This window comes from Pseudomonas sp. ADAK2 TE3594, assembly GCF_053628675.1.
The window spans coordinates 1,130,272-1,154,841 of the sequence record NZ_JBRJGV010000001.1; the positions used below are offsets into that span (position 1 = coordinate 1,130,272).

Sequence of the window (24,570 nt, forward strand, 5' to 3'; positions counted from 1 at the left end):
TTCGCAGGTTGCGTCAGCGGGCCGCGGCTACCCGTTTTTTCAGGTACTTCATGATGATCTGCTCATCTTCAGGCTTTTCTGGCTTGGGCAGTTGTTTGGGCCAGCGATTCTGATGGGTGTTCAGCAGCTGTTTCTGACGGGTGTGGTTCCAGCGAAGAATCTCCCGCGAGGCGGATTCCCACCACTCATGTCGGCATACCGTGTAGTACGGATGATCGGGCGCTGCGCTGCCATAAAGCAAATCGCGACCGACTTTTCTCATGGCGCCGTTCTGGTTGCGTAATTTCCATTTGATTTTCAGCCGTTGCCAGGCCGACGGAACGGGTTTGACTCGCGGCACATCGCGGCACAGTTCCACCAGATTTTGGCTGAACTGCTCGCCATGCTGGGAGAAGAAGTACGCCTGCATCGCATGGAAGAAGCGTTTTTCCGCGAAGTAGTGATAAACGTATTTTTTCGCTTCACCCACCGGTTTGTCGCGCATCGCGAACGACAGGGCGATTTGCTCGATGGTGTGAATGTCGAAGCTGTTGCGGGTCCATTCGTCGATAAACTGGATCGACGCTTCGAACAGCGGCGCGTCGCGCTCGGTCACGCCGCACAGTCCGCTGTTGTACAACTTGAAACCGTTGTCCGGGGTGATGCCGTGAGCGCGTAGGCGTTCACCAAGCTTCAGGTAGTCGTGGCGTTCGCAGACGTCCCGCCAGTCGTACTCGAAGCGGTCCATCAGGTAGTGCCCGGGCTGAATCTGGTTGAAGATTCGGTTGGGGTCGCTGGTGAACAGGGTGTCGGTATCGACGAACAAGGTCTTTTCAGCAAGCTTCAGACCGGCGGCCATGGCGCAGGCTTTGCGGCGATGGTGATAGCCGTTTTCGCCCTGCCACCGGGTCAGGGTTTCTTCGGTCAGGAACACGGTTTCAACCGGCCAGCCGGCGTAGTCTTGCGGGCGATCCGTCAGGATTCTGATGCACGGCAGCTCGCCGTTCTTCACATGGGAAAGCGCAGTCAAAATGCTGAACTTGGCTTCGCGCCGATAAACGTCCTGATTGCCGTAGATCAGATAAAGCAGCTGATTTCGGGTTTTCTTGACGGGCGTTGCCAAGGAGTCAGTACTACTCATTCTGTTCAATTCTCACTTTGAAGCGGTGACGCCATGTGGCAGATTTAGAACGGTGCCGGGCATTCGAAACGCAAGCGGTCGCCAGTTTGGGGGTGGGTAAAACTCAACATGCTCGCATGCAGGCACAAGCGCGGCCAGGCAGCCAGTGCTTGCTCATGGGCGTAGAGCCCGTCACCCAACAGCGGGTGGCCGATGGAGAGCATGTGCACGCGCAACTGGTGAGAGCGGCCGGTAATTGGCGTCAGCTCGACGCGGCACCAGTCGCCACAACGCTCCAGCACACGCCAGAAGGTCAGGGCGTGCTTGCCAAATTCGTGGTCCACCACATGGCGCGGCTTGGTCGGCGGGTCGTAGCGCAGGGGCAGGTCGATGCTGCCGCTGTCCAGTTCCGGTTGTCCCCAGCACAGGGCGGTGTAGGCCTTTTCGGTTTCGCGATCGTGAAATTGCCGAGATAGCTCGCGATGAGTGTCCGGGTCACGGGCCAACAGAATGATACCGGAGGTTTCCCAGTCCAGCCGATGGACAATTCGCGCTTCCGGGTAGCCGTTTTCTTGCAGGCGCGTGATCAGGCAGTCCTTGTTGTCATCGGCCCGGCCAGGGACGGAGAGCAACAGGGTCGGTTTGTCCACCACGAGTACGGCGGCGTCCTGATGGATGATGCGGATGTTGGACAACGGCATTAAAACAGCCTCGTAACAAACGCCAACGGCGGCTCAGGCCCCGCCCTCTGTAGGAGCGAAGCTTGCTCGCGAAAGCGTCACCTCGGTCTATCAGATAGACCGAGTTGCCTGTGTTCGCGAGCAAGCTTCGCTCCTACGGAGTGCGTAAGAGCCTGAGCCGCCGTGGCTCCCGCCGGATCGACTCAGCGATCTGGCAGGGTGATATTGAGTTCCAGGATCGAGCAGCTGCCCTGGTTTTCCAGAGCGACGTGCACGTCATCGGACCCGATATTGACGTACTTGCGGATCACTTCCACCAGTTCCTTCTGCAAGGCTGGCAGGTAATCCGGCGTACTGCGCTGGCCGCGTTCATGCGCCACGATGATCTGTAGACGCTCTTTCGCTACCGACGCGGTGCTGACCTTTTTACTGGCACGAAAGAAGTCAAAAAGGTTCATTACCTACCTCCAAAAAGTCGCTCGAAGAATCCCTTCTTCTCGACATCGAGGAAACGATGGTCCACGGTTTTGCCCAGCAGACGATCGACGGCATCGCTGTACGCCTGACCGGCATCGCTCTGGTCGTCGAGAATGACCGGCACGCCCTGGTTGGAGGCCTTGAGGACGGCTTGCGATTCCGGAATCACGCCCAGCAGGGTCACCGCCAGGATTTCCTTGACGTCTTCGACGCCGAGCATTTCGCCGTTGCTCACGCGTGTAGGGTTGTAGCGAGTCAGCAGCAGGTGTTCCTTGATCGGGTCTTCGCCGTTTTCGGCGCGACGGGACTTGCTGGCCAGCAGGCCCAGCATGCGGTCCGAGTCACGTACGGAGGAGACTTCCGGGTTGGTCACCACGATCGCTTCGTCAGCGAAGTACATGGCCAGGTGGGCGCCTTTCTCGATACCCGCCGGGGAGTCGCAGACCACGAATTCGAAGTCTTCTTTCAGCTGCATCAGGACCTTTTCGACGCCTTCGACAGTCAGCGCGTCTTTATCGCGGGTCTGACTGGCGGCCAGTACGTAGAGGTTTTCCAGACGCTTGTCTTTGATCAGAGCCTGTTGCAGGTTGGCTTCGCCGTTTACCACGTTGACGAAGTCATACACCACGCGGCGCTCGCAACCCATGATCAGGTCGAGGTTACGCAAGCCGACGTCGAAGTCGACGATAACTGTTTTGTGACCACGCAGAGCGAGGCCGGTACCGATAGCGGCGCTGGTGGTGGTCTTACCCACACCACCCTTGCCGGATGTAACCACGAGAATCTTGGCCAAGGTGTTTTACCCCTAAGGAAAAAGGACGTTTAGCCCCTGAAAAACATCTCTTGAAAAACTACTGCAGTCGGACAGCCTTGGCTGGAATCCGGTTTTGAGCGGCGCTTACCCCCGGTAAACACTACTTTTAGCCTTTTTCCTACTTCGTTTGAGCCGTTTTCGCTACGTTTTAGAGATGCTTGGAAAATGCGGCAGTATCCGTTAAAGCCGAATGATGTTCAACACGTCGCCCGACAGGCTGACTTGTACGCCCGCGCCCCACAATGGATCACGACGCAGATCCTCGGAAACCTTGTAGTGGCCGGCGATGGAGACCAGTTCAGCGGTCATTTGCTGACAGAAAATCCTGGCTTTCGTGTCACCTTTGACGCCGGCCAAGACACGACCGCGCATCGCGCCGTATACATGGATGTTCCCATCGGCGAGAAGTTCCGCCCCCGGGCTGACCGACGAAATCACCACCAAATCGCAACCCTGGGCATAAATCTGCTGGCCACCGCGTACCGGCGAGGTAATGATTTTGGTCGGTTTGATGGTCGGTTCCGGTGGTTTTTCCGGTTTTTTCGCAACAGTGCCTTCGAGCGGGTCGAGCGGGCGCTCGCGGGCGCCGGACGGCGGCAGCACCGGCAGATCGACGGCGATGGCGGCGGCAATGTCTTCAATGCGGCTGGCACGGATCGCCAGGGTACGCAGGCCATGCTGGCGGCAGATGCGCATCAGGCCCGGCAGATCGACCGAGCCTTCGCTGGCCGGGAGTTTGTCCAGGGCCAGTACCAACGGCGCGTTGCTGAAGAAGTTGGGCGCCTGGGCGACCTTGGCGGCCAGTTGTCGATCAAGGTTCTCAAGGTCGTTACGGGCCAGTTCCAGCACCGTAATGGCGAGCATGCTGCCCTTCAACTGGAACACGGGATCTTGGTCTAGCGGTTCGGTTTGGCTCATGGTCGGCATACAACGGCTTGTCACTAAAAGTGCCGAGACTTATAACGAGAACGCCCGCGGGCCGCAAGCCGGGTCGAACGATGTAGAATGCGCGGCCACTGTCTTGACGGAACCTTTAATGGATCGCCCGCGTTTTCGAACAGCATTTCTTTCTCCACGTTTCTGGCCGCTGTGGTGTGGCTTGGGGCTGTTGTGGCTGATTGTGCAGCTGCCGTATCCGGCGTTGCTGTCGGTCGGTCGCGTCTTGGGCGCCTTGATGTATCGGGTGGCCGGCGACCGACGGCGCATTGCCAAGCGCAATCTTGAGCTGTGTTTCCCTGAAAAGTCCGCTGCCGAGCGCAAGCGTCTGCTCAAGGAAAACTTCGCCTCCACCGGCATCGCCTTCTTCGAGATGGCCATGAGCTGGTGGTGGTCGCGCAAGCGTCTGGCGAAACTGGCCCATGTCGAAGGCCTGGAGCATTTGAAGCAGGCCCAGGCGGAGGGCAAGGGCGTGATTCTGATGGCCGTGCATTTCACCACGCTGGAAATCGGCGCGGCGCTGCTCGGTCAGCAGCACACCATTGATGGCATGTACCGCGAACACAAGAATCCGCTGTTCGACTACATCCAGCGTCGTGGCCGCGAGCGGCACAACCTTGACTCGCTGGCAGTGGAGCGCGACGACGTGCGTGGCATGCTCAAACTGCTGCGGGCAGGCCGAGCGATCTGGTATGCGCCGGATCAGGACTATGGCGCCAAGCAAAGTATCTTCGTGCCGTTGTTCGGGATTCAGGCGGCGACCGTCACCGCCACCAGCAAGTTCGCGCGGCTGGGCAAGGCGTTGGTAGTGCCGTTCACTCAGCAACGCCTGGCTGACGGCAGTGGTTATCGGTTGGTGATCCATGCGCCGCTGGAGGGCTTTCCCGGCGAGACGGAAGAGGCTGACTGCATTCGGATCAACCAGTGGGTCGAAAGCGCGTTGCGCGAATGTCCGGAGCAATACCTCTGGGCACATCGCCGCTTCAAGAGCCGTCCACCGGGCGAACCGAAGCTGTACGCCAAACGCGGTTGAGTCACCGATCCCTTTAAGCACCATGGAGTGTTGCGATGAGTTCTGCTGAACCGGTTACAGGGTTGATACTTTCCGGCGGCGGGGCTCGTGCGGCCTATCAGGTGGGCGTGCTGGCGGCGATTGCCGAGCTGTTGCCGGTGGGGGCGGCGAATCCGTTTCCGGTAATCGTCGGTACCTCGGCCGGCGCGATCAACGCGGTCAGCCTGGCCAGTGGGGCAATGGACTTTCGCGGCGCGATTCAGAGCCTGACCGCCTTCTGGCAAGGTTTCCGCAGTCATCTGGTGTTGCGCAGCGACTGGCCGGGGGTGATCCATCAAGCCACCCGCTTTGTCAGTCACAGTCTGCTGGGGATTGGCTCTCAGGTACCAGTGGCCTTGCTCAACAGCTCACCGCTGCGCGGTTTACTCAACGACAAACTGCACATGCCCGGAATTGCCGAGGCCATCGCGCAAAAGCAATTGAAGGCGGTGGCGGTCACGGCGTTTGGCTATGAATCCGGTCAGGCCGTCACGTTTTATCAGGGCGGCGGCATGATCGAGTCCTGGTTGCGCCATCGGCGAATCGGCGTGCCGACCCAATTGAGCGTCGACCATTTGCTGGCCAGTTCGGCGATTCCATTGCTGTTTGCGCCGGTGAAGATCGGCGAAGAATATTTCGGCGATGGCGCGGTGCGTCAATCAGCACCGATCAGCCCGGCCCTGCACTTGGGCGCCAGTCGCGTGCTGGTGGTGGGCGTCAGCGGCAACCCGCGCGGGGTCGACCCGCAACAGCCGCTGCAACGTGCCTATACCGGTCAGCAGCCAACCCTGGCGCAAATCGGCGGGCACATGCTCAACAGTACGTTCATTGACAGCCTGGAAAGTGACATCGAGTTGCTGCAGCGTCTGAACCAGTTCAGCCATCTGCTGCCCGACGGCGCACCGAGTCGTGTATTGGGAGCTGCGCCGGTGGAGGTGCTGGTGATTTCGCCGAGTCAGCCGATCGATGAAATTGCAGCGCGGCACCGGCAGGAATTACCGGCGGCCTTGCGCCTGTTTTTGCGCGGGCCGGGGGCGACCAAGACCAGCGGGGCGGGGGTGCTGAGTTATCTGCTGTTTGAGGCGGGGTATTGCAGCGAGTTGATCGATCTGGGGCGGCGCGATGCGTTGGCCAAGCGGGATGAACTGTGCCGGTTTCTGGGGTTGGTGGAGCCTGCGGTTCCGGCTTGAGGTTTGTGGTGCGGCTGTTCGCGGGCAAGCCTCGCTCCTACATTGATCTGTGCCGTTCACAAATCCACTGTAGGAGCGAGGCTTGCCCGCGAAGCTTTTACGATTAGAAGTGGAACTTCACCAGGAAGCTCGTGTTGCTCTGATCGGTCTTGAAGGCCTGGCTGTCCTTGATCCCGTACTTGTCTGACCAGTAGTCGTACTCGACACCCACGTACAACTGCTTCTCGCCAATATTCATCGCTTTACCCAAATCGTATTTGATCTGCGGGTTGAAATGCAGGTTGGCGTGGTAGGTGCCTTTGCTGTTCTTGTCGTTGTCGACCACCCAGTCCATGAAACCATCGATCAGGATGTTCGAATCGCCCACGGGAATGGTGTAGGACCAGACTGGTGTGATCTGCCAGACGTTGTCACCCGGGCGACTGCCCTCGGTGTGACGCTGGTAGAAGTTCAACTGGAAGTAGTCGAACCCGGGAATCGCCAGGTCGAAACCCGGACCGATCAGGTAAGACTCGGTATCGCCCTCACCAAACTCGTACGTCATGGCCAGCAGCACGTCCTTGACCGGGCCGAATTCGATCTTCTGGTCGAGGACCTTGCCCAGCGAAATACGCGGCTGGAACTCCCCGTAATAGGTGTTCGGGCCGGCGTTGAAGTCCTTCTCGCCGTTGTAGAAGATCTTGTCGAGGAAGAAGAAGTTATCCCCGTATTTCCAGGCATCGGCGTGCTCGAAGGTGACGGTTTGCTGAATGCGCGGGTTGACCTGGAAGTCCTTGCCATAAAGGTAGGTCAGGCTGTTGTTCTGCCATTGCAGCAAGTCGCCGGCCATTGCCTGGCCCCCGGCCAGCAAGGATCCCGCAAGCATCAGGCTGGTGCACGTACGTTTCATTCGGTTGCTCCCAAAAAGTAGGTGGTTCCACGTTATTTTTCTAAGGTCGGCGCTCTGGTGTGGCGCCTTTTCTTGCGGCTGTAAAAAATCATCCATTCGGTCAGCTTTGATGCTGTTAGCAAGAGCTGAGCCAAGGCTTTCAAAAAGCAAAAAGACGCCCGTTCGGCTGTTCGAAAACAGTCGATTGAGCGTCATTTCGAGATGCCTTGGTACTGTCCAGAGCCGGGATAAGCTGGCTTTCTGGTCAGGAATTAAATCCGGGCTTTTTTTTAGACCGGATTCGGGCGGCCGCGGAGAATACTGACTCCTTGGCCAGGTCTCAAGTGCCCCGCAACAGAGCACTGGTGAGAGGTGTGGGGCACGGTTGTCGGCGGTCAGCCTGGTGTCGTTGGACGACAGGCTTTTCTGGTCATGAGTCATCTGTTGCTCCCTCTTGTTTTTATTGTTTGAGGCGCAGGCAGCCACCCCTGTGGGAGCGAGCAGGCTCGCTTCCACAGGGGAGGCGTGTCTTTTAGTGGGTCAGTGCGGGTGGGCGTGGCAGTCGTTGACGGTCGCGCGGTCGTGACCGCCCAGAATGTTGAACAACAGGTTCAACGACAGGGCACTCAGCGTGGCCATGGCAATACCGCTGTGGGTGATCGGGCTCATCCACATTGGCAGGTGCGCGAAGAATTCCGGACGCACCACCGGGATCAGCCCCATGCCGATGCTCACCGCCACCAGCAACTGGTTGCGACGGTCACCGATGTCGGCTTCCTGAAGAATCTTGATCCCGGTGGCGGCAACCATGCCGAACATCGCAATGGCCGCGCCACCGAGTACTGCAGGTGGAATCGATGCCACCAGGAATGCCGCTTTCGGCAGCAAGCTCAGCACCACCAGTAACCCGCCGGCGACGATGGTCACCGAACGGCAACGCACGCCGGTCATCTGCACCAGGCCGATGTTCTGGGCGAAAGAGGAGTGGGTGAAGGTGTTGAAGAAACCGGCGAAAAACGAAGCGCCGGCATCACACAGCAAGCCGCGCCGCAGCATCCGTGGCGTGACATCCTGGCCGGTGATTTTGCCCAGAGCCAGGAACATCCCGGTGGACTCGACGAAGATAATCACCACCACCAGGCACATGGACAGAATCGGTGCGAGTTCGAATTTCGGCATGCCGAAATGCAAAGGGGTGACGATCTGCAGCCATGGCGCCTGAGCCATGCCGCTGAGGTCGACCATGCCGATCACGCCGCAAATGACATAGCCCAGGCACATGCCGATCAATACCGAAATGTTCACCCAGAAACCGCGCATGAAACGATGGACCAACAGAATCGTGGCCAGTACCAGTGCGGCGATGGCCAGGTAAACAGGCGAACCGAATTGAGCTGCGCCAGCACCGCCACCGGCCCAATTCACGGCCACGGGGAACAGCGACAAACCGATCGAGGTGATGACGGTGCCGGTCACCAGCGGCGGGAAGAAGCGCACGACTTTGGACATGAAAGGTGCGATGAGCATGCCGAAGAAACCGGCGGCGATGGTCGCGCCGAAAATCCCTTGCAGGCCGATGCCGGGCATCCCGGCCATGGCCACCATGCTGCCGACAGCGGCGAAACTGGCACCCATCATCACCGGCATGCGAATGCCCATCGGGCCGATGCCCAGTGACTGGACGATGGTGGCGATGCCGGCCACCAGCAGGTCGGCGTTGATCAGGAAGGCGATTTCTTCACGGCTCAGCCCCGCGGCCTGCCCGATGATCAGCGGCACCGCAATGGCTCCGCCGTACATCAGTAGAACGTGTTGCAGGCCGACCAGGATCAGTTGCAAAAGGGGTAAGCGCTGAATGGCGGGTGCGTCGGGGATGCGGGCTTCGGATAGCTCGGACATGCAACACCTCGGATCTTTTTTATTCTTGTGATTTACAGCTGCAGTGCTGCTGGCAGCTGTTTTCTAATCAGGTGGACCGCATTGCGGCCAATCGCAGGCAAGCCAGCTCCCACACAGGCAATGCAAAACCTGTGGGAGCGGGCTTGCCCGCGAAGCTTTTGCTACTTAATGGGTTTGGGCTCCCTGAACAATCCACGCACCAATCAGGTCACGTTCCTGCTGGGTCATCTGGGTGATGTTACCCAGTGGCATGATCTGGCTGGCAACAGCCTGGGCCTGGATGCGCGGGGCCTGGAGTTTGATCTGCTCGGGGGTATCGAACATCACGCCAGCCGGCGCCGCACTGAACAGCGGGCTGGTGGGTTTGGCCGAATGGCACACGGCGCAGCGTTCCTGAATCACGCTGTGAACCTTGTCGAAACTCGGACCGGCGTTTGCAGCCTGGGCCGGTGCTTCAGCAGGCTTCTCGACGGCAGGTTTGGCACCACCACCAAGGGCGGTTTCCGGCAGCGGCTGGTACTCGATGGTCCCAGGCGCCTTGGCCACTTCAGGTGCGCTGGACATCGGCGCCGGCCCGGTCACGTAGGCCAGGCAGATCATGCCGACCGCCGCAACGGGCAGGGTCCAGGCGAATTTGTGGCTGTCGTGACGGGTGTTGAAGTAGTGACGCACCAACACCGCCAGCACCGCGATCCCGGCCAGGATCAGCCAGTTGTATTGGCTGCCATAGGTGCTCGGGAAGTGGTTACTGATCATGATGAACAGCACTGGCAAGGTGAAGTAGTTGTTGTGCCGCGAACGCAGCAAACCTTTGGCCGGCAGGGCCGGATCGGGCGTGCGGTTCTCGGCGATCGCCGCCACCAAGGCGCGCTGCGCCGGCATGATGATGCGGAACACGTTGCCGACCATGATGGTGCCGATGATCGCGCCGACGTGCAGGTACGCACCACGACCGCTGAACACTTTGCTGAAGCCGTAGGCGGCGCCGATGATCAGCACGAAGAGGATTCCGCCTAGCAGGGCAGGGCGTTTGCCCAGGGCCGAGTCGCAGAGGAAGGAGTAGATGAACCAGCCGATGAACAGCGAGCCGAGACCGATGGCCACGCCTTCAGGGCCGCTCAGTGTGCTGCCCGGTGCCAGCAGGTACAGCGTCGGGTTGGAGTAGAACACCACGCACAACAGCGCGATCCCTGACATCCAGGTGAAGTAGGCTTCCCATTTGAACCAGTGCAGGTTGTCCGGCATGGTCGGTGGAGCCAGTTTGTATTTTTCCAGGTGATAGATACCGCCGCCGTGGATCGCCCACAAATCGCCTGCCAGCCCGTTTTTCGGGTTGACCCGATTGAGGTTGTTCTCCAGCCAGACGAAATAGAACGACGCGCCGATCCAGGCCACGCCAGTGATCATGTGAACCCAGCGCACGCTCAGGTTCAGCCATTCCAACAGATGTGCTTCCACAGTCTTTACCTCTCGCCTGTCACTCTGTCGTCGAGTGATCAGACCTTCTCTTATTGGTGGGGGGCGAGGATCAAACGCTCATCCTCTTTGAAAAAATGCTCATCGCAGTTGTTGCCTGTGCCACTGCGATCAACCACCAGGAAGTCATCCCGCTTTTCGATCGTCAGCACCGGATGGTGCCAAACGCCGCGATGGTAATTAATGCCCTGCCTGCCGTTGGTGACGAAGGCGCGGACCAAGCCTGATACAGGTTCATCGCCAAGTGGCGCGACCACGATCAGAAAGGGGTTGCCGAGCAGCGGAATGAAAGCCTGGCTGCCCAGCGGGTGACGCTCCAGCATGCAGACGGTCAGCGGCATGTCCTGCGCGTCGGCGCGGAAGATGCTGATGATCGCGTTGTCCTCTGGCGTGGCGGTTTCGACCACAGCCAGTTTGTGAAAGCGCATGGTCGAACCGTTGTTGATCATGAAGTGATCGCTGCCGTCGGTTTCGATCACGTCACCGAAAGGGGCGAAGGCTTCTTTGGTCAGCGGTTCAATCGTCAGTGTGCGCATGCTGGTCTTCTTTTCGTTAAGTTCTGTGTTGTTTGATCTGGCGCCTTCGCGGGCGAGCCTCGCTCCTACAGGGGTTGCGTAATACCTGTAGGAGCGAGGCTTGCCCGCGAAGGGCGCGACGCTTATTTAGCGACCTTGCCGAGGACCCGCAGGCGACTTACGCCCCCATCCGGGAACACGTTCAGGCGGATGTGGGTGATCGGGCCCAGCGCCTTGATCTGCTCGGCAAAGGTGTGTTCGGCGTGCATTTCCAGCTTCTGGCTTGGCAGCAATTCGCGCCAGAACAGCGATTGGGTTTCGATCTGGCTGTCGGTACCGCCTTTCACGAATGCACCCTGGATCGAGCAAGTGTCCGGGTAGTTGCCTTTGAAGTGCAGGGTGTCGACGATGACTTTCTCGATCTCGCCCGCATGGCCCAGCGCGACGATCACCCAGTCATTGCCTGGCGTGCGACGACGTGCGGTTTCCCAGCCATCGCCCATGTTGATGCCACGGCCCGGGTTGAGGATGTTGCTCATGCGGCCGAAGTGCTCGTCGGAGCAGGCCAGCGCCCGGCCGCCGTTCAGGGCTGCAGCCAGGTCGACTTGTTCGTTGTCGCCCACAGCGGACCAGTCGCGGAACGGAATGCCGTACACGCGCAGACGGGCCACGCCACCATCCGGGTAGATGTTGAAGCGCAGGTGGCTGAACGCCTGGTCGTTGTTGATTTCGTGGTAGTGGTGGCTGTTGCCTTGCAGTTCGACGGCCGACAGCACTTCAGTCCACTGAGTGTTTTCGTCCGGCTCGCCCGAGGCCAGAAAGCACGCTTCCAGGGAAGCCGATGGCGGGTAGTTGCCGGTGAAGAATGAAGTGTCGATGTCCACGCCCTTGATCGAGCCCGGTACGCCCAGGCGGATCACCGCGCTGTCGTAGCCTTCGAAGCGCTTGCGGCGCGACTCCCAGCCGTCCATCCACTTGCCGTTGTCATCGAACACGCCCTCCTTCCATACGGCCGGGGTCGGTTGGAACAGACGGTTGGCGTCTGCGAACCAGTCATCGGTGACCGAGATGATTTTGGTGCCCAGACGGGCGTCGGCCAGGTTGACGAACTTCTCGAAAGGTACGGCGTAAGCTTTCATTCTTCTTGTCTGCCTTTAAATAAGTTGGCTTGGGATGCTTGCAGGGCCCTGGGCGTTTTCCGCGTTTTTTAACGCTCGGGCCAAGTTCGCTATAGGGTCAGTAATCGGAACAGGGCGATCTTGTTGATCTCCGCCAGCGCGCATTTGAATTCGGTGTCGACCGAGTTGTGAATGCGCGTTTCGAACGCCGCGAGGATCTGATGCCGGTTGCTGCCTTTTACCGCCATGATGAAGGGAAACTTGAACTTGGCTTTGTAGGCGTCGTTCAGCTCGGTGAAGCGCTGGAACTCATCGCTCGAGCATTGGTGAATACCCGCGCCAGACTGTTCTTCAGTGCTGGCAGCGGTAAGCTGGCCCTGGACGGCAGCTTTGCCGGCCAGGTCCGGGTGAGCGTTGATCAGGGCCAATTGGCTGTCGTGATCGGCGCTCAACAGGATGTCGCTCATGCGCTGGTGCAGGGTTTCGATCTCGTCGATCGAAGTGTCCTGGCCCAGGTCGAAGGCTTTCTCGGCCACCCATGGCGAATGTTCGTAGATGTCGGCGAAAGCGGCGACGAACGCATCGCGGCTCAGGCTCGACGGTTTGATGGTTTGAAAGGTGCTCATTTCGCGGCCCCTTGGAACGGGTGGGTTTGGTGCCAGTGGCGAGCGATGTCGACGCGGCGGCTGAACCACACCTGTTCATGACTTTTAGCGTATTCGATAAAGCGTTTGAGCGAAGCCAGGCGCGCCGGACGGCCGATCAGGCGGCAGTGCAGGCCGATCGACAACATCTTCGGTGCTTCCGCACCTTCGGCATACAGCACGTCGAACGCATCTTTGAGGTATTCGAAAAAGTCGTCGCCCTTGTTGAAGCCCTGGACCTGAGTGAAGCGCATGTCGTTGGTGTCCAGGGTGTACGGGATCACCAAATGCGGCTTGCCGGTCGGGTTGTTCGGTTCCCAGTAGGGCAGGTCGTCGTCGTAGGTGTCGCAGTCGTAAAGGAAGCCGCCTTCTTCCATCACCAGCCGACGGGTGTTCGGGCCGGTGCGGCCGGTGTACCAGCCCAGTGGGCGCTCGCCGGTGATTTCAGTGAGGATGCGGATCGCTTCGAGCATGTGCTCGCGTTCCTGTGCTTCGTCCATGTACTGGTAGTCGATCCAGCGGTAGCCATGGCTGCAGATTTCGTGACCGGCATCGACCATCGTGCGGATCACGTCCGGATGGCGCTGGGCGGCCATGGCCACGGCGAAGATGGTCAGCGGAATGTCGAATTCCTTGAACAGTTTCAGAATCCGCCAGACGCCGGCACGGCTGCCATACTCGTAAAGGGATTCCATGCTCATGTTGCGCTCGCCTTGCAGCGGCTGCGCCGAGACCATTTCCGAGAGGAACGCTTCGGACTCTTTATCGCCGTGCAGGATATTGCGCTCGCCACCTTCCTCGTAATTGAGCACGAAGGACAGCGCGATGCGGGCATTGCCCGGCCAGTGTGGGTGAGGAGGGTTACTGCCGTAACCGATCAGGTCGCGTGGATAGTCAGCGCTCACTGCAGTCTTCCTTCTTGTTCGTGTCGACTTGTTCAAAGTCAGGGTGTGTGTGGCGGCCTGGCGATGAGAGGGCAGGCTGGCGTCACAGCGATGGAGTGATTGTATACAACTTTATATTCACTTTGTAAGCCTGATTTTTTGCATTTTTCACTGACTGGTCACTTTGAAGGGTACTGCAAGAAACCTGCCTGACTGGTCAGCTAATGGATACGGGGTCCGCTGATCGTATGGTTTGGCGTCAGATTCGCCGTTAAACCCTGAATGGCGGAGTTGGCGGTAAAAATGTCGTTTTTATTGTGTACAATTTTTATGAAAAGTGTCTTAATCAGTCGCTCGCCGCAGCTTTTCGTGCTCCGAAACGGTGCGGTCTCCTTTTCAACTGACTTCGGGAGGCGCGAGGTCTGACTGCTCCACGCAGGCAGGCGCGCAGAATCAATGGGACGTTTGACTACACACGTTTTGGACGCTGCACACGGTTGCCCGGGCAGTTCGATCAAGGTCGAGTTGTACCGCGTTGAAGGTTCGCAGCTGGAATTGGTCGCCACTGCGCTCACCAACAGCGATGGCCGTGTCGATTCGCCGCTGCTGCAAGGCGATGACTACCGGTCCGGGGTCTATCAGCTTCAGTTTCATGCGGGTGATTACTACCGCGCCCGTGGGGTTCAGTTGCCTGAGCCTGCGTTCCTGGATGTGGTGGTGCTGCGTTTCGGCATCTCTGCGGAACAGGATCACTACCATGTGCCGTTGTTGATTTCGCCGTATAGCTATTCCACGTATCGAGGCAGTTGATCCCCCAAGCAGCTGCCTCCTCCGAGAAGCGACTGCGCATATAGCTTCTTTGGTCTTTCGCCCGCTCACACTGCGGGCTTTTTTTTGCCCTGAGAAATGTGGTGCATGGGAGGGACCCTTCGCGGGCAAGCCTCGCTCCTACAGGGGATTTGTGAACGCCACAAATCGATGTGAACGGCACAAATCGATGTGAACGGCGCAAATCGATGTGAACGGCACAAATCGATGTGAACGGCGCAAATCGATGTGAACGGCACAAATCGATGTGAACGGCGCAAATCGATGTGAACGGCGCAAATCGATGTGAACGGCACAAATCGATGTGAACGGCACAAATCGATGTGAACGGCACAAATCGATGTGAACGGCGCAAATCGATGTGAACGCCACAAATCCCTGTAGGAGCGAGGCTTGCCCGCGAAGCTTTTAACGGCTCAACAACGACGCCGCACCCGCCCCGCTAAACAACCCCGCACTCACCCGGTTAAACCAGCTCTGCCCCTTGCCGCTGCGCAGATACCGCGCAGCGCCATGGGCACCGAGGCCATAAGCCAACTTGCACAGCAAATCCAGCACGGTCCAGGTGGCAATCATCACCAGCAACTGCGGCAGGAACGGTTGTTCGGCACTCAGAAACTGCGGCAGGAAAGCGGCAAAGAACAAAATGTCTTTCGGATTGCTCGCGCCGAGCATGAACGCGCGCCCGAACAGTGCGCGAAAGCGCGGCACCGGCGCAGTCTGGGGCACTTCGGCGCCTTGGGATGGCTGACGCGATTGCTGCCAGCTCTGCCAGGCGAGATAGAACAGGTACAGCGCACCGACGATTTTAAGGGCGCTGAACAGCTGTTCCGACGCCAGCAACAATGCGCCCAAGCCAAGCGCCGAAGCACTGAGCAGGCAGATCGACGCAATCACACCCCCCAGAAACGCCGGGTAAGAACGGCGTAAACCGTAATTCAGACTGTTGCTGATCATCAGCAAAGACAGTGGCCCCGGGATCAGGATCACCACCAGCGCAGCGCCGCTGAACAGCAGCCAGGTTTCCAGACTCATGACTTTCCTCCATTTGCACAAAAGCCTCACCCGACGGGGTGAGGCTGTTTTGAAACTCTGTTTTTGAAACGTAGACGGCTTACAAGAAAATGAACTTGGCGATGAAGATCGCGCAAAGCACCCACAGGCTGACGGAAATTTCCTTGTACTTACCGGTGCCGGCCTTCAGCGCCACGTAGGTGATGAAGCCCAGCGCGATGCCGTCGGCGACCGAGAAGGTCAGCGGCATCATGATCGCGGTAACGATTGCCGGAATGCTGTCGGTCGCTTCGTCCCATTCGATATGCGCCATGCCGCCCATCATCAGCGTCGCTACATAAATCAGCGCACCGGCGGTTGCGTAAGCGGGGATCATGCCAGCCAGCGGTGCAAAAAACATTGCGGCAATAAATAGCACACCTACGGTCACGGCGGTAAGACCAGTCCGACCACCAGCGGCTACGCCAGCGGCACTTTCCACGTAGCTGGTGACCGGCGGAACACCGACCACCGCACCAAATACGCTGGAAGCACTGTCGGCTTTCATGGCGCGGGAAAGGTTTTCGATCCGGCCGTCAGCGTTCACCAGGTTGGCGCGCTGGGCGACGCCCATCAGGGTGCCAGCGGTGTCGAACATGTGCACGAAGAGGAAAGCGAGTACCACGCTGATCATGCTGACGTTGAATACGCCGGCGACATTCATGGCCATCCAGGTCGGTGCCAGGCTCGGCGGCGCTGACATAATCCCTTCGTAGTGCACCAGGCCCAGGCCCCAACCTGCCAGGGTCACGGTGATGATGCTGATGAGAATCGCGCCGAACACTTTGTGGTAGCTGAGCACGGCGATCATCAGGAAGCAGATGGCCGCCAGCAGCGGGCCAGGCTCGCGCAGGGAACCAAGCTTGATCAGAGTGGCCGGGCTATCGACAACGATGCCGGCGGTTTTCAAGCCGATCAGGCCTAGAAACAGGCCCACACCGGCGCCCATGGCAAAGCGCAAACTCACTGGAATGCTATTGAGCAGCCATTCGCGAATCCGGGAAAAGGTCAGGAACATGAACAGCACACCGGAAACGAACACCGCACCAAGGGCGGTTTCCCAGTTGTAGCCCATGGTGCCGACCACGGTGTAGGTGAAAAACGCGTTCAGGCCCATGCCCGGCGCCAGGCCAACCGGCCAGTTGGCGTACAGGCCCATCAGCAGGCAACCCAGCGCGGCGGCGATGCAGGTGGCGACGAACGCTGCACCGTGGTCGATGCCGGCATCGGCCATGATGTTCGGGTTGACGAAGATGATGTAGGCCATGGTGATGAAGGTTGTCAGACCGGCGATCAGCTCGGTCTTCACCGTGGTGCCGTGCAAGCTGAGTTTGAAGATGCGCTCCAGCCAGCCATTGCGTAATGGCGGCGAGAGTTCCAGCGTCGAGGCTTCGGATTTGCGGCTTTCCACAGCGAGTACTCCTCAAGAGTTTTATTGTTATTTCCAGGGCCGGACCCATGAGGGTGGCAGCGACCCTTTGAGGTACTTGCGAATTTGTTGACCCGTTGGTCAAGAACTCGCACGAAGCGAATTATGCTTTTGTATACAAATAAAGCAAATAATGTTTTTGATTTTGTAGACGAAAAGTTTGGCAATAGGGATATATCGCCAGGAAGGAATGCCTCAAACCTGTAGGAGCGAGGCTTGCCCGCGAAGGCTGACCTGAGGTAATCAAATCTTCTGCTGGTTCTCCCCCAGCCCCAGATTCACCGCCAACCACCCATTCACCGCCGTCTCCCCAGCTTCGGCAAACACCCGCTCGAGCAATTTCACCTGCTCGCGTCGCAACGATTGCTCGAACCGCGCGCCTTCCGCAGTCAGTTCCAGCAGCCGCTTACGCTTGTCGGTCTCGGACGCGACGCTGTTTACCAAATGCATTTCCACCAACTGACGTAGCGGAATGTTCAGCGCCTGTTTGCTCACGCCGAGCAACGCCAGCAACTCCTTGACGCTGAGGGCAGGGTAGCGGGCGATGAAAAACACGATGCGTTGGTGCACCCGGCTCAAGCCGCGACGCTCGAGCATTTCGTCGGCCTTGGCGGTGAACGCCTGGTAACCGAAGAAAAACGCTTCCATGGCTTGTTGCTGAGTGCTGGGGTTTTTAAGGTCAAGCATGTTGACGTATCCGCTCGGTCTGTCGTAATTTCGGTCAACCAGTTTGACTCATTTTCCTCAGGCCTCGCTACCGGTGACCCCCATGGCTTTTTCCGAACGTGTCTCGCGCCTTAAAAGTTCTTTGATCCGTGAAATCCTCGCTGCCGCCCAGCGCCCGGAAGTGATGTCGTTCGCTGGCGGCTTGCCGGCCGAAGCCATGCTGCCGAAAGTCGAATGGGCTAACATGCCGCTATCCATGGGGCAATACGGCATGAGTGAAGGCGAGCCGGCGCTGCGTGAGGCGCTGGCGGCCGAAGCCCGAGCGTTGGGTGTGCCGTGTGAGGCGAGTCAGGTGCTGGTGGTCAGCGGTTCTCAGCAAACCCTCGATCTTGCGGCCAAGCTCTACATCGACAAAGGCACCGAGATCCTGCTTGAAGCGCCGACTTACCTGGCGGCGTTGCAGATTTTTCAGCTGTTCGGTGCCGACTGCATCACCGTCCCGCTGGAAGCCGATGGCCCGAACCTGGTGCAATTGCGCAGCCGTCTGGAAAAACACAAGCCAGCGTTCATCTACCTGATTCCGACGTTTCAGAACCCGTCAGCAGTGCGCTACAGCGAGGCCAAACGCGATGCAGTGGCGGCATTGCTCGACGAGTTCGGCGTGACCCTGATCGAGGACGAACCCTACCGCGAACTGACCTTCGACGGCGGCAGTGCCACGCCGATCGTCAGCCGCTTGAACAAAGCCAGCTGGATCTACACAGGCACCGTGTCGAAAACCCTGTTGCCGGGCCTGCGGGTCGGTTATCTGATCGCCAGCCCTGACCTGTTTCCGCACTTGCTGCGGCTCAAGCAATCGGCCGATCTGCACACCAACCGCATCGGGCAGTGGCAAGCGCTGCAATGGATCGGCACCGAAAAATATCAGCAGCACCTGGGTGAGTTGCGTGACTTCTATCGGGTTCGTCGGGATGCGTTTCAGTCGGCATTGGAAACGCACTTTTGCGATCTGGCGCAGTGGAACGTGCCGCAGGGCGGGTTGTTTTTCTGGCTGACGCTCAAGCAGCCGCTGGATACGCGCACGCTGCTCAAGGCTGCGCTGGCGGCGGATGTGGCGTTTATGCCGGGCGAGCCGTTTTTTCCTGAGCCGGACAACAACCCCGGTCATCTGCGGCTGAACTTCAGCCACATCGATCCGGCGCGGCTGGACGAAGGGCTCAAGCGATTGGCGACGGTGGTGCGTCAGGCACAGGCGGCAGAAGCGGCTTGAGAGGACGCAGAAACAAATAAACCGGCCTATGGGCCGGTTTATTTTTGTCCGGGATTTGTAGTGCTTGTGCCGACGCCTTCGCGGGCAAGCCTCGCTCCTACGGGGGCGAGGTGACCATTCGCACTGTAGGAGCGAGGCTTGCCCGCGAAGAGGCCATCAGCAGCACCACAACACCATCAGGCTGCAGCAAACCGCTTATCCAGATAATCAATGATCACCTTGGACTCATACATCCAGGTGGTCTGGCCATTCTCTTCGATGCGCAGGCACGGCACCTTGATCTTGCCACCTTGCTCCAGCAGGGTCTGGCGATCCTGTTCGTTGTTCTTCGCATCGCGCAACGCCACCGGAACGTTCAGGCGACGCAGGGTGCGGCGGGTTTTCACGCAGAACGGGCAGGCGTGGAACTGATACAGGGTCAGGTCCTTGGCGGCCGTTTCGACCTGAGCCTGAGCGGCGGCGGGGCGCTGCTTCTTGCCTGGACGAGTGATGAAATCGATGAAGATGATCAGTTGGCCGAGGCCGACACGAAGCGCTTTAACGAACACGGGATAAGCCTCACAGGGCAAACAGAAGGCGCGCAGCTTACCTGATTTTTTGCAGGCGAAAAAAAACCGGCGATCAGTGCCGGTTTTCTTCATGCTGCGAGTTACTTGATCAGGCTGAGAAACTCGCTGCGGGTGGCCGCGTTTTCGCGGAACTCGCCGAGCATCACCGAGGTGATCATCGTCGAATTCTGTTTCTCCACACCGCGCATCATCATGCACATGTGCTTGGCCTCGATCACCACCGCAACACCCAGGGCGCCGGTGACTTGCTGGACCGCATCGGCGATCTGGCGGCTGAGGTTTTCCTGGATCTGCAGGCGGCGAGCGTACATATCGACGATCCGCGCGACTTTCGACAGCCCCAGGACCTTGCCGCTCGGGATGTAGGCAACGTGGGCTTTGCCGATGAACGGCAGCATGTGGTGCTCGCACAACGAGTAGAGCTCGATGTCCTTGACCAGCACCATTTCGCTGTTGTCGGAGCTGAACAAGGCACCGTTGGTGACCTCTTCCAGTGTCTGTTCATAACCGCGGCAGAGGTACTGCATGGCTTTGGCGGCACGTTTTGGCGTGTCGAGCAGGCCCTCGCGGGAGGCGTCCTCGCCCAATTGGCCGAGAATCTCGGTGTAGTTCTGTTCCAGTGTCACAGGGGCTGATTCCATAAGGGTTTCAGAGGGGTACTGTTTCAGTCTGTACCAATTTTGTACCAATCCAGCTGTTTTCGAGCTTCCCGAGTTCACCCCAGTCGGTGCTGGGGTTTATCCATCGGGCGTAGGTCGATAGCAGCATCTGAACGCTATGACCGAGCTGAGTGGCAATAAATGCAGGGTTCATCCCCGCCATGAGGCACATGGTAGCGTATGTGTGTCGGCAGTTGTATTGCCGGCGGGCGCGAAGCTCAAATCGATCAGCGCCGCCTGGAAGTGTTTGTCGGTCACGCTAGCCTACTGAATGAACTCGAAGTTCTTGGTCGGCGGGAGCACGAATGGCATTCGACGTGTTTCGGCGGCTCTGTCAATCGCGTTTTCCTGCCTCCAGTTCAGCTCGTTCGATGGCATCGCTCAGTGCGGATTGAGGGGGGGTAGGCGAGGTAGTGCTGGCGCGGGCCTGCTTTGATCTCCCTGCCTCTGGGTGTACTCCCCGAAACGGGGAGTTTTTGAGGAGTTGGCGTAGGTAGTGTTGGCAACCGCAGGGGCCGGGTCTCCGGGCCCTGCGATGGCAGATCAGTTAGCCAATTAGGACAGTCGGACCGATAACCGGCTTCTTCGTATCTGCAGAAACAGGTCCGAAGACGAGCTTGACACTGCTCACGTCAATCAAGAAGTTTGATTGGCCTTTTCCGTTGTTCGACATGGTGGCCCACCGGATTCGAGAGTATCCTTTTTCGGTAGGTTTACTCGTGACCGATTCCGCTTCCGAGTTCGGGAGTTTTTTACTGACCGGCCCACAAGTGAACTCCATGATCGCCTGCCCATCTGCCTCTTCCAGGTTCCACCACAGCACGTTTGCAATCGTGTTTCTATCGAGTACATCTTGAAGTGTAACAATGAACGTCGCCGATTCGATGTCAAACTTCGAGTTGTTGACCAAAACCGGAGCGACTGATGGGGATTGGCTCGAGAGGGGGGGGTATAACTCTTGGCTGTTTTGGTTGAACTGCAAATTGCCAGGTAGGGACAATGTAATCTGGATGTCGTTCTGGTCGAAGAGGACGTAGGTTTTAACCGGACCTTGGTATTCTTCCGAGACTTTTTCCTTGAGTGCTTCAGACATTTTAATTTCCTTTTTATCTGTGCTGAAATTCTAGAAAAGAATTTCTCCTTGTTACGCGATCCCAACCTTGGAAGCGCGCTGGGCAATTCTTGATGGGAGAACTCACTCTGTCAAATGTTTGAAAGCCTAATTCGTCAATTTTTTATTTATGGCTAAAGGGAGGATAATTTGAATGACGTTTTCTTGATCCTAAGTGCTTGAGCTGAAACTAAAAGTGAAGAAGTTCAGGGCTTCGCCAAGGGTGATAGTTACGAGCAGATACAAAAAGCGCGGGCATAGCTTCGCATGAAGATTAGAAGTAAAACTCTCTGACATCAACGGTAGCGTAAGTTACTTTGCCATGAGCAGAAACGAAGGCCTCAGGTCTGTCCGCTGCTGGCCAAGCCAAGCCGGTCAGCAAGGCGGACTTCAGAAGCTATTGGTATCCGAAATATATTAAGTGTTATTTATTGCTATCGGCTATAAGTCGCTTGACTCTAAAGTATGCAATAAGTCCCCGGGACACTTAGAAAACCGCTCTTATAACGTAGCGGGGTGGTTCCAGTGTCACAGAGGCTGATTCCAGAGTTTCAGAGGGGTACTGTTTCTGTCTGTAGCAATTTTTTACCACTCCAGCTGTTTTCGAGCTTCCCGAGCTCACCCCAGTCGGTGCTGGAGTTGATCCATCGGGCGTAGGTCGATAGCAACATCTGAACGCTATGACCGAGTTGAGTGGCAATAAACGCAGGGTTCATACCCGCCATGAGGCACATGGTGGCGTAAGTGTGTCGGCAGTTGTATTGCCGGCGAGTACGAATCCCCAATTCTGTCAGCGCAGCCTGGAAATGTTTGTCGGTCACACTCGACTGCTGGATGAACTCGAAGTTCTTGGTCGGCGGGAACACAAACGGCGACTTCGCTTGCTTGCGGCGGCTCTGCTGCGTGCGTTGCTTGGCCATGCGCTCGGCTTGGTCTATAGCGTGCAAAGCGCGACTGTTGAGCATGACCTGGCGGATAGTGCGGGTTTTGGTGCGCTCCTCGATCTTGTAGTCCGCGACGATCCGACACACGTTGACCAGGCGCTTCTCCTTGTCGACCTCCTCCCAGCGCAGCGCCGCCATTTCGCTCGGGCGCATGCCGGTATAGAAGGCGAACTCGAAGTACGCCGCGTAGATGCGCATCGAGTGGGTCAGGGTCTCGTACAGATGAGCGATGATCTTATTGGCCTCATCCACCGTGAAGGGGTCAATCGGCTTCTTGGCTTTCGCCGGCAGTTCGATCGATTCAACCGGGTTGCGGTTGATCAGCCCGTCTTTCACCGCGGTACCGAACACCGTGGTCAAACGCTGGATCGCCGCGCGCTTTACGCCTGGCGATGGCCATTCGGTGTTGGCCACCACCTTGCGCAGCATCACCGACGTGATGCTGTCTATGGGCAGCATCGCCAGATAGGGCATCCAGTACAGATTGAGGGAGCCGAGGTAGTTCTTGCGTGTACCGGCGACGATCTCCCGGCTGTTGAGCCACTCCTGGGCATACTCCCCGAAACGGGGAGTTGCCGAATAGGTGGCATAAGCGGAGTTGGGGAACAGTTCGGTATAGCGCTGATCATCGAGGACACCATGCTTGATCAGGCTGGTTACGTTAGCGCGTAGGTCGGCGGCAGCCTTAATCCCCTTCGGCGTTTGGGGATAGGGGAGGGTTTCGCAACGGCGTTGCCCATTCCAGGTAAAGCGAATGCGGACGGACTGTCCAGCAAATTCAACTCCGGTGGGCAATCCCATTGGCTTTCGAGCCATGCCTCGTATCTCCTGATGCTGTAGTAAATGCGGCTGTCGATGGTGTTCCAAACACCTTTAGGGATAACCCCTCTGGCGCGCTTGCCTTGCAATGCTCGGCGAGTGGTGCCGACCAGCTCGGCCATCTTGTCTTCCGGAATCTTGTCGATCTGGCAAATCTCAATAGCCGGCTCGGGGGCGATTGGGTCTAGAGATGTGTGCATATGCTGTGCTCCTTGTTTGAGCCAGCCGCCGGATCTTTGGTGAGAGGACGGCAGCTGGGTAATCTAGCCTGTGAAATCAAGCCGCTTCTGTTGCTGCTTGGGCGTCGAGGTAGTCGGCGAGGTCATGTAGATAAATCACGGGTTTTGCCCGCGCCGAGCTGTGCAGGCGTTTGATGTTCAACGGAATGCGACCTGCTTTTATTTCCTTCAACAGGTAGCGGTCGGTTCGGATGTGCGAGAAATACCTTTCGCGTACCTCGGTAATAGACGGGCAAGGTGTATCGAACTGCTTTCTAAGCTGGTTGAGGGTGCTGGTCACGCTGCATCCTCCCCATACCCCTCGGCTTGTGGCAGGAGCTTCAAGCGAATCAACTCAGCCAGACCTTCTTTGCTGCGCCCCATAGCTGCGGCGCAAACGTGACCTTTTTGGTCCGCTACAACCGCCCCATAAGGAAACTCGGGAGAATTGGTAGGTGTGACGTAAGCCGTCTGACCTTCCAAGATCACCGCGTTGACGCTACGGAAAACCTCTGCGAGTTCCACACTCAGCGAGGGCATGCTTTCGAGCAGTTGGACGGCTTCTGTCGCCGCACCAACGAGCGTCGCTCGGCTGATAACTCCAGGGCAATTCAGGTAAATCGGAATCAGTTTTAAGGTACCTACTGCTTGCGTATACGCGTTGTAGTAATTGGTCTTCATGCAACGACTTCCTGATCCGTGATTACGATGCCCAGTTTTTTCGCAAGCCACTGGATGCCTGTCTCGGTGACCATCACCACTGCGTAATGCTTGAGTCGTTTCGGACCTACTTGGACGCTTCGCGGATCGGAGAACAAATGGCCGCTGTCACGGTGGTGACTAGCTAGATCGCCCGCTGGCGTGAGAATGCGTAGCTCGCGGAGCGCCTTGCGAAGGGCGCGTGGTTTGACGCCAAGCAAGGCCGCGGTCTGGTCAAGAGTACGATTCATGTCGAACTCCTTCTGAAATGACGTTTTCTGCGATTTGGCGGTTTGCTACTTCGTGCATGAAGTCACGTAGATGTAGGTGATTGGCTCGATCACCGCGACGCAGCTTCACCTGGTCTGAGCGCCCCGCCACGTCGACTCGGACAAGTGCGTATTCCGCAGTCAACTCAACATCGAACACCGCTTGGATTGTTTGCGCTGGCCGCATCATTGAGCAGGCAGCTCGGCCGCCTGTTTGCAGCATGTGATGCAGCAGGTCTTGTTCCATGAGTGGTAGCTGAAAGTGATTCATGGCGTATCACCATGCTCGATTTGTCGGACTTCTATCGTGGTTTCATCCGGCAAACTGTTCGCAGTAACTACATTTTCGTGGGGCGCTATAGAGGTCATCGCTCGTACTCTTGGT

General features: G+C 58.0%; 27 protein-coding genes and 1 pseudogene. 4 read left to right on the forward strand and 24 right to left on the reverse strand.

All coding sequences use genetic code 11. From position 1 onward, the window contains the following. Positions 1-13 precede the first annotated feature (13 nt). The 5 genes from AB7M22_RS05110 to minC form a co-directional block, all read right to left on the reverse strand. Positions 14-1,120, reverse strand: coding sequence for a hypothetical protein (locus AB7M22_RS05110; protein WP_454185443.1), 1,107 nt, complete (start codon positions 1,118-1,120; stop codon positions 14-16). A gap of 44 nt (positions 1,121-1,164) precedes the next feature. Then, positions 1,165-1,800: an RluA family pseudouridine synthase gene (locus AB7M22_RS05115; protein ID WP_008005662.1), complete on the reverse strand. Its 636-nt coding sequence runs from the start codon at positions 1,798-1,800 to the stop codon at positions 1,165-1,167. 182 nt (positions 1,801-1,982) lie between these two features. Continuing rightward, positions 1,983-2,237 (reverse strand): cell division topological specificity factor MinE, encoded by a 255-nt coding sequence (gene minE, locus AB7M22_RS05120; protein WP_007898843.1) that lies wholly within the window; start codon positions 2,235-2,237, stop codon positions 1,983-1,985. Continuing rightward, a complete protein-coding gene (gene minD, locus AB7M22_RS05125) occupies positions 2,237-3,049 on the reverse strand; it encodes a septum site-determining protein MinD (RefSeq protein WP_007898841.1) in 813 nt (270 codons plus the stop codon). The genes minE and minD overlap by 1 nt, the downstream gene beginning before the upstream one ends. Positions 3,050-3,250: 201 nt before the next feature. Continuing rightward, positions 3,251-3,988, reverse strand: a complete 738-nt coding sequence (gene minC / locus AB7M22_RS05130; RefSeq protein ID WP_007898840.1) for a septum site-determining protein MinC — start codon at positions 3,986-3,988, stop codon at positions 3,251-3,253. A 118-nt stretch (positions 3,989-4,106) separates the two neighbouring features. On the opposite strand from minC, the gene AB7M22_RS05135 reads away from it, so the two are divergent. Both AB7M22_RS05135 and AB7M22_RS05140 read left to right on the forward strand, forming a co-directional pair. Then, positions 4,107-5,039, forward strand: coding sequence for a lipid A biosynthesis lauroyl acyltransferase (locus tag AB7M22_RS05135; protein ID WP_454185444.1), 933 nt, complete (start codon positions 4,107-4,109; stop codon positions 5,037-5,039). 35 nt (positions 5,040-5,074) lie between these two features. Continuing rightward, complete coding sequence (locus AB7M22_RS05140) at positions 5,075-6,247, forward strand: patatin-like phospholipase family protein (protein WP_454185445.1); 1,173 nt, start codon at positions 5,075-5,077, stop codon at positions 6,245-6,247. A gap of 103 nt (positions 6,248-6,350) precedes the next feature. Here AB7M22_RS05140 and AB7M22_RS05145 read toward each other — a convergent pair whose 3' ends face one another. The 7 genes from AB7M22_RS05145 to puuE form a co-directional block, all read right to left on the reverse strand. Then, positions 6,351-7,136, reverse strand: coding sequence for an outer membrane protein OmpK (locus AB7M22_RS05145; protein ID WP_429425460.1), 786 nt, complete (start codon positions 7,134-7,136; stop codon positions 6,351-6,353). A 519-nt stretch (positions 7,137-7,655) separates the two neighbouring features. Next, a complete protein-coding gene (locus tag AB7M22_RS05150) occupies positions 7,656-9,014 on the reverse strand; it encodes a nucleobase:cation symporter-2 family protein (RefSeq protein WP_008005657.1) in 1,359 nt (452 codons plus the stop codon). A gap of 165 nt (positions 9,015-9,179) precedes the next feature. Further along, complete coding sequence (locus AB7M22_RS05155; protein ID WP_454185446.1) at positions 9,180-10,472, reverse strand: urate hydroxylase PuuD; 1,293 nt, start codon at positions 10,470-10,472, stop codon at positions 9,180-9,182. 50 nt (positions 10,473-10,522) lie between these two features. Further along, positions 10,523-11,026 carry an ureidoglycolate lyase gene (locus tag AB7M22_RS05160; protein ID WP_454185447.1) on the reverse strand — a complete coding sequence of 168 codons (504 nt, stop codon included), beginning with the start codon at positions 11,024-11,026 and terminating at the stop codon, positions 10,523-10,525. A gap of 122 nt (positions 11,027-11,148) precedes the next feature. Next, positions 11,149-12,144, reverse strand: a complete 996-nt coding sequence (gene alc / locus AB7M22_RS05165; RefSeq protein WP_007898829.1) for an allantoicase — start codon at positions 12,142-12,144, stop codon at positions 11,149-11,151. Positions 12,145-12,233: 89 nt separating this feature from the next. Further along, positions 12,234-12,749, reverse strand: a complete 516-nt coding sequence (gene uraD, locus AB7M22_RS05170; protein ID WP_454185448.1) for a 2-oxo-4-hydroxy-4-carboxy-5-ureidoimidazoline decarboxylase — start codon at positions 12,747-12,749, stop codon at positions 12,234-12,236. Further along, positions 12,746-13,672 (reverse strand): allantoinase PuuE, encoded by a 927-nt coding sequence (gene puuE, locus AB7M22_RS05175; RefSeq protein ID WP_454185449.1) that lies wholly within the window; start codon positions 13,670-13,672, stop codon positions 12,746-12,748. The genes uraD and puuE overlap by 4 nt, the downstream gene beginning before the upstream one ends. 435 nt (positions 13,673-14,107) lie before the next feature. Here puuE and uraH point away from each other — a divergent pair, with 435 nt between their 5' ends. Continuing rightward, positions 14,108-14,461: a hydroxyisourate hydrolase gene (gene uraH, locus AB7M22_RS05180; protein ID WP_007898824.1), complete on the forward strand. Its 354-nt coding sequence runs from the start codon at positions 14,108-14,110 to the stop codon at positions 14,459-14,461. A 426-nt stretch (positions 14,462-14,887) separates the two neighbouring features. Here the strand turns inward: uraH and AB7M22_RS05185 are convergent, their stop codons facing one another. From AB7M22_RS05185 to AB7M22_RS05195, 3 genes are all read right to left on the reverse strand, one after another. Then, the gene (locus AB7M22_RS05185) at positions 14,888-15,514 is read right to left on the reverse strand and encodes a LysE family translocator (RefSeq protein WP_008005651.1); all 627 of its coding nucleotides are present in this window, start codon (positions 15,512-15,514) and stop codon (positions 14,888-14,890) included. 79 nt (positions 15,515-15,593) lie between these two features. Then, on the reverse strand, positions 15,594-16,943 hold the full coding sequence (locus AB7M22_RS05190) for an NCS2 family permease (protein WP_454185450.1): 1,350 nt from the start codon (positions 16,941-16,943) through the stop codon (positions 15,594-15,596). 261 nt (positions 16,944-17,204) lie between these two features. Continuing rightward, on the reverse strand, positions 17,205-17,648 hold the full coding sequence (locus AB7M22_RS05195) for a MarR family winged helix-turn-helix transcriptional regulator (RefSeq protein WP_454185451.1): 444 nt from the start codon (positions 17,646-17,648) through the stop codon (positions 17,205-17,207). Positions 17,649-17,730: 82 nt separating this feature from the next. Here AB7M22_RS05195 and AB7M22_RS05200 point away from each other — a divergent pair, with 82 nt between their 5' ends. Further along, complete coding sequence (locus tag AB7M22_RS05200; protein ID WP_454185452.1) at positions 17,731-18,897, forward strand: aminotransferase-like domain-containing protein; 1,167 nt, start codon at positions 17,731-17,733, stop codon at positions 18,895-18,897. Between the two features lie 176 nt (positions 18,898-19,073). On the opposite strand, the gene AB7M22_RS05205 is transcribed toward AB7M22_RS05200, so the two are convergent. The 9 genes and pseudogenes from AB7M22_RS05205 to AB7M22_RS05245 form a co-directional block, all read right to left on the reverse strand. After that, on the reverse strand, positions 19,074-19,445 hold the full coding sequence (locus tag AB7M22_RS05205) for a glutathione S-transferase N-terminal domain-containing protein (RefSeq protein ID WP_046047502.1): 372 nt from the start codon (positions 19,443-19,445) through the stop codon (positions 19,074-19,076). A 101-nt stretch (positions 19,446-19,546) separates the two neighbouring features. Continuing rightward, entirely contained in the window at positions 19,547-20,092 is a 546-nt protein-coding gene (folE, locus tag AB7M22_RS05210) for a GTP cyclohydrolase I FolE (protein WP_123496264.1), read from the reverse strand. 22 nt (positions 20,093-20,114) lie between these two features. Continuing rightward, a pseudogene (locus AB7M22_RS05215) lies at positions 20,115-20,342 on the reverse strand (site-specific integrase); the annotation flags it as partial. 330 nt (positions 20,343-20,672) lie between these two features. After that, positions 20,673-21,218 (reverse strand): hypothetical protein, encoded by a 546-nt coding sequence (locus tag AB7M22_RS05220; RefSeq protein WP_454185453.1) that lies wholly within the window; start codon positions 21,216-21,218, stop codon positions 20,673-20,675. A gap of 569 nt (positions 21,219-21,787) precedes the next feature. After that, positions 21,788-22,996 carry a tyrosine-type recombinase/integrase gene (locus tag AB7M22_RS05225; protein ID WP_454185454.1) on the reverse strand — a complete coding sequence of 403 codons (1,209 nt, stop codon included), beginning with the start codon at positions 22,994-22,996 and terminating at the stop codon, positions 21,788-21,790. 279 nt (positions 22,997-23,275) lie between these two features. Continuing rightward, positions 23,276-23,518, reverse strand: coding sequence for a pyocin activator PrtN family protein (locus AB7M22_RS05230; protein WP_454185455.1), 243 nt, complete (start codon positions 23,516-23,518; stop codon positions 23,276-23,278). Beyond that, positions 23,515-23,898 carry a hypothetical protein gene (locus tag AB7M22_RS05235; protein WP_454185456.1) on the reverse strand — a complete coding sequence of 128 codons (384 nt, stop codon included), beginning with the start codon at positions 23,896-23,898 and terminating at the stop codon, positions 23,515-23,517. Before AB7M22_RS05235 ends, AB7M22_RS05230 begins: the two co-directional genes overlap by 4 nt. Beyond that, positions 23,895-24,167, reverse strand: a complete 273-nt coding sequence (locus AB7M22_RS05240; RefSeq protein WP_454185457.1) for a phage antirepressor KilAC domain-containing protein — start codon at positions 24,165-24,167, stop codon at positions 23,895-23,897. Before AB7M22_RS05240 ends, AB7M22_RS05235 begins: the two co-directional genes overlap by 4 nt. Next, positions 24,151-24,456, reverse strand: a complete 306-nt coding sequence (locus tag AB7M22_RS05245; protein WP_454185458.1) for a hypothetical protein — start codon at positions 24,454-24,456, stop codon at positions 24,151-24,153. Before AB7M22_RS05245 ends, AB7M22_RS05240 begins: the two co-directional genes overlap by 17 nt. Positions 24,457-24,570 lie beyond the last annotated feature (114 nt).

Coding starts and splice junctions, on each gene's coding strand:
- AB7M22_RS05145 (WP_429425460.1), bottom strand. CDS start 7,136: ATGAAACGTACGTGCACCAGCCTGATGCTTGCGGGATCCTTGCTGGCC.
- AB7M22_RS05240 (WP_454185457.1), bottom strand. CDS start 24,167: ATGAATCGTACTCTTGACCAGACCGCGGCCTTGCTTGGCGTCAAACCA.
- AB7M22_RS05235 (WP_454185456.1), bottom strand. CDS start 23,898: ATGAAGACCAATTACTACAACGCGTATACGCAAGCAGTAGGTACCTTA.
- AB7M22_RS05115 (WP_008005662.1), bottom strand. CDS start 1,800: ATGCCGTTGTCCAACATCCGCATCATCCATCAGGACGCCGCCGTACTC.
- AB7M22_RS05220 (WP_454185453.1), bottom strand. CDS start 21,218: ATGTCTGAAGCACTCAAGGAAAAAGTCTCGGAAGAATACCAAGGTCCG.
- alc (WP_007898829.1), bottom strand. CDS start 12,144: ATGAAAGCTTACGCCGTACCTTTCGAGAAGTTCGTCAACCTGGCCGAC.
- AB7M22_RS05200 (WP_454185452.1), top strand. CDS start 17,731: ATGGCTTTTTCCGAACGTGTCTCGCGCCTTAAAAGTTCTTTGATCCGT.
- AB7M22_RS05245 (WP_454185458.1), bottom strand. CDS start 24,456: ATGAATCACTTTCAGCTACCACTCATGGAACAAGACCTGCTGCATCAC.
- minC (WP_007898840.1), bottom strand. CDS start 3,988: ATGAGCCAAACCGAACCGCTAGACCAAGATCCCGTGTTCCAGTTGAAG.
- AB7M22_RS05110 (WP_454185443.1), bottom strand. CDS start 1,120: ATGAGTAGTACTGACTCCTTGGCAACGCCCGTCAAGAAAACCCGAAAT.
- minE (WP_007898843.1), bottom strand. CDS start 2,237: ATGAACCTTTTTGACTTCTTTCGTGCCAGTAAAAAGGTCAGCACCGCG.
- AB7M22_RS05160 (WP_454185447.1), bottom strand. CDS start 11,026: ATGCGCACACTGACGATTGAACCGCTGACCAAAGAAGCCTTCGCCCCT.
- uraD (WP_454185448.1), bottom strand. CDS start 12,749: ATGAGCACCTTTCAAACCATCAAACCGTCGAGCCTGAGCCGCGATGCG.
- uraH (WP_007898824.1), top strand. CDS start 14,108: ATGGGACGTTTGACTACACACGTTTTGGACGCTGCACACGGTTGCCCG.
- AB7M22_RS05135 (WP_454185444.1), top strand. CDS start 4,107: ATGGATCGCCCGCGTTTTCGAACAGCATTTCTTTCTCCACGTTTCTGG.
- AB7M22_RS05150 (WP_008005657.1), bottom strand. CDS start 9,014: ATGTCCGAGCTATCCGAAGCCCGCATCCCCGACGCACCCGCCATTCAG.
- AB7M22_RS05225 (WP_454185454.1), bottom strand. CDS start 22,996: ATGGCTCGAAAGCCAATGGGATTGCCCACCGGAGTTGAATTTGCTGGA.
- AB7M22_RS05185 (WP_008005651.1), bottom strand. CDS start 15,514: ATGAGTCTGGAAACCTGGCTGCTGTTCAGCGGCGCTGCGCTGGTGGTG.
- AB7M22_RS05140 (WP_454185445.1), top strand. CDS start 5,075: ATGAGTTCTGCTGAACCGGTTACAGGGTTGATACTTTCCGGCGGCGGG.
- AB7M22_RS05195 (WP_454185451.1), bottom strand. CDS start 17,648: ATGCTTGACCTTAAAAACCCCAGCACTCAGCAACAAGCCATGGAAGCG.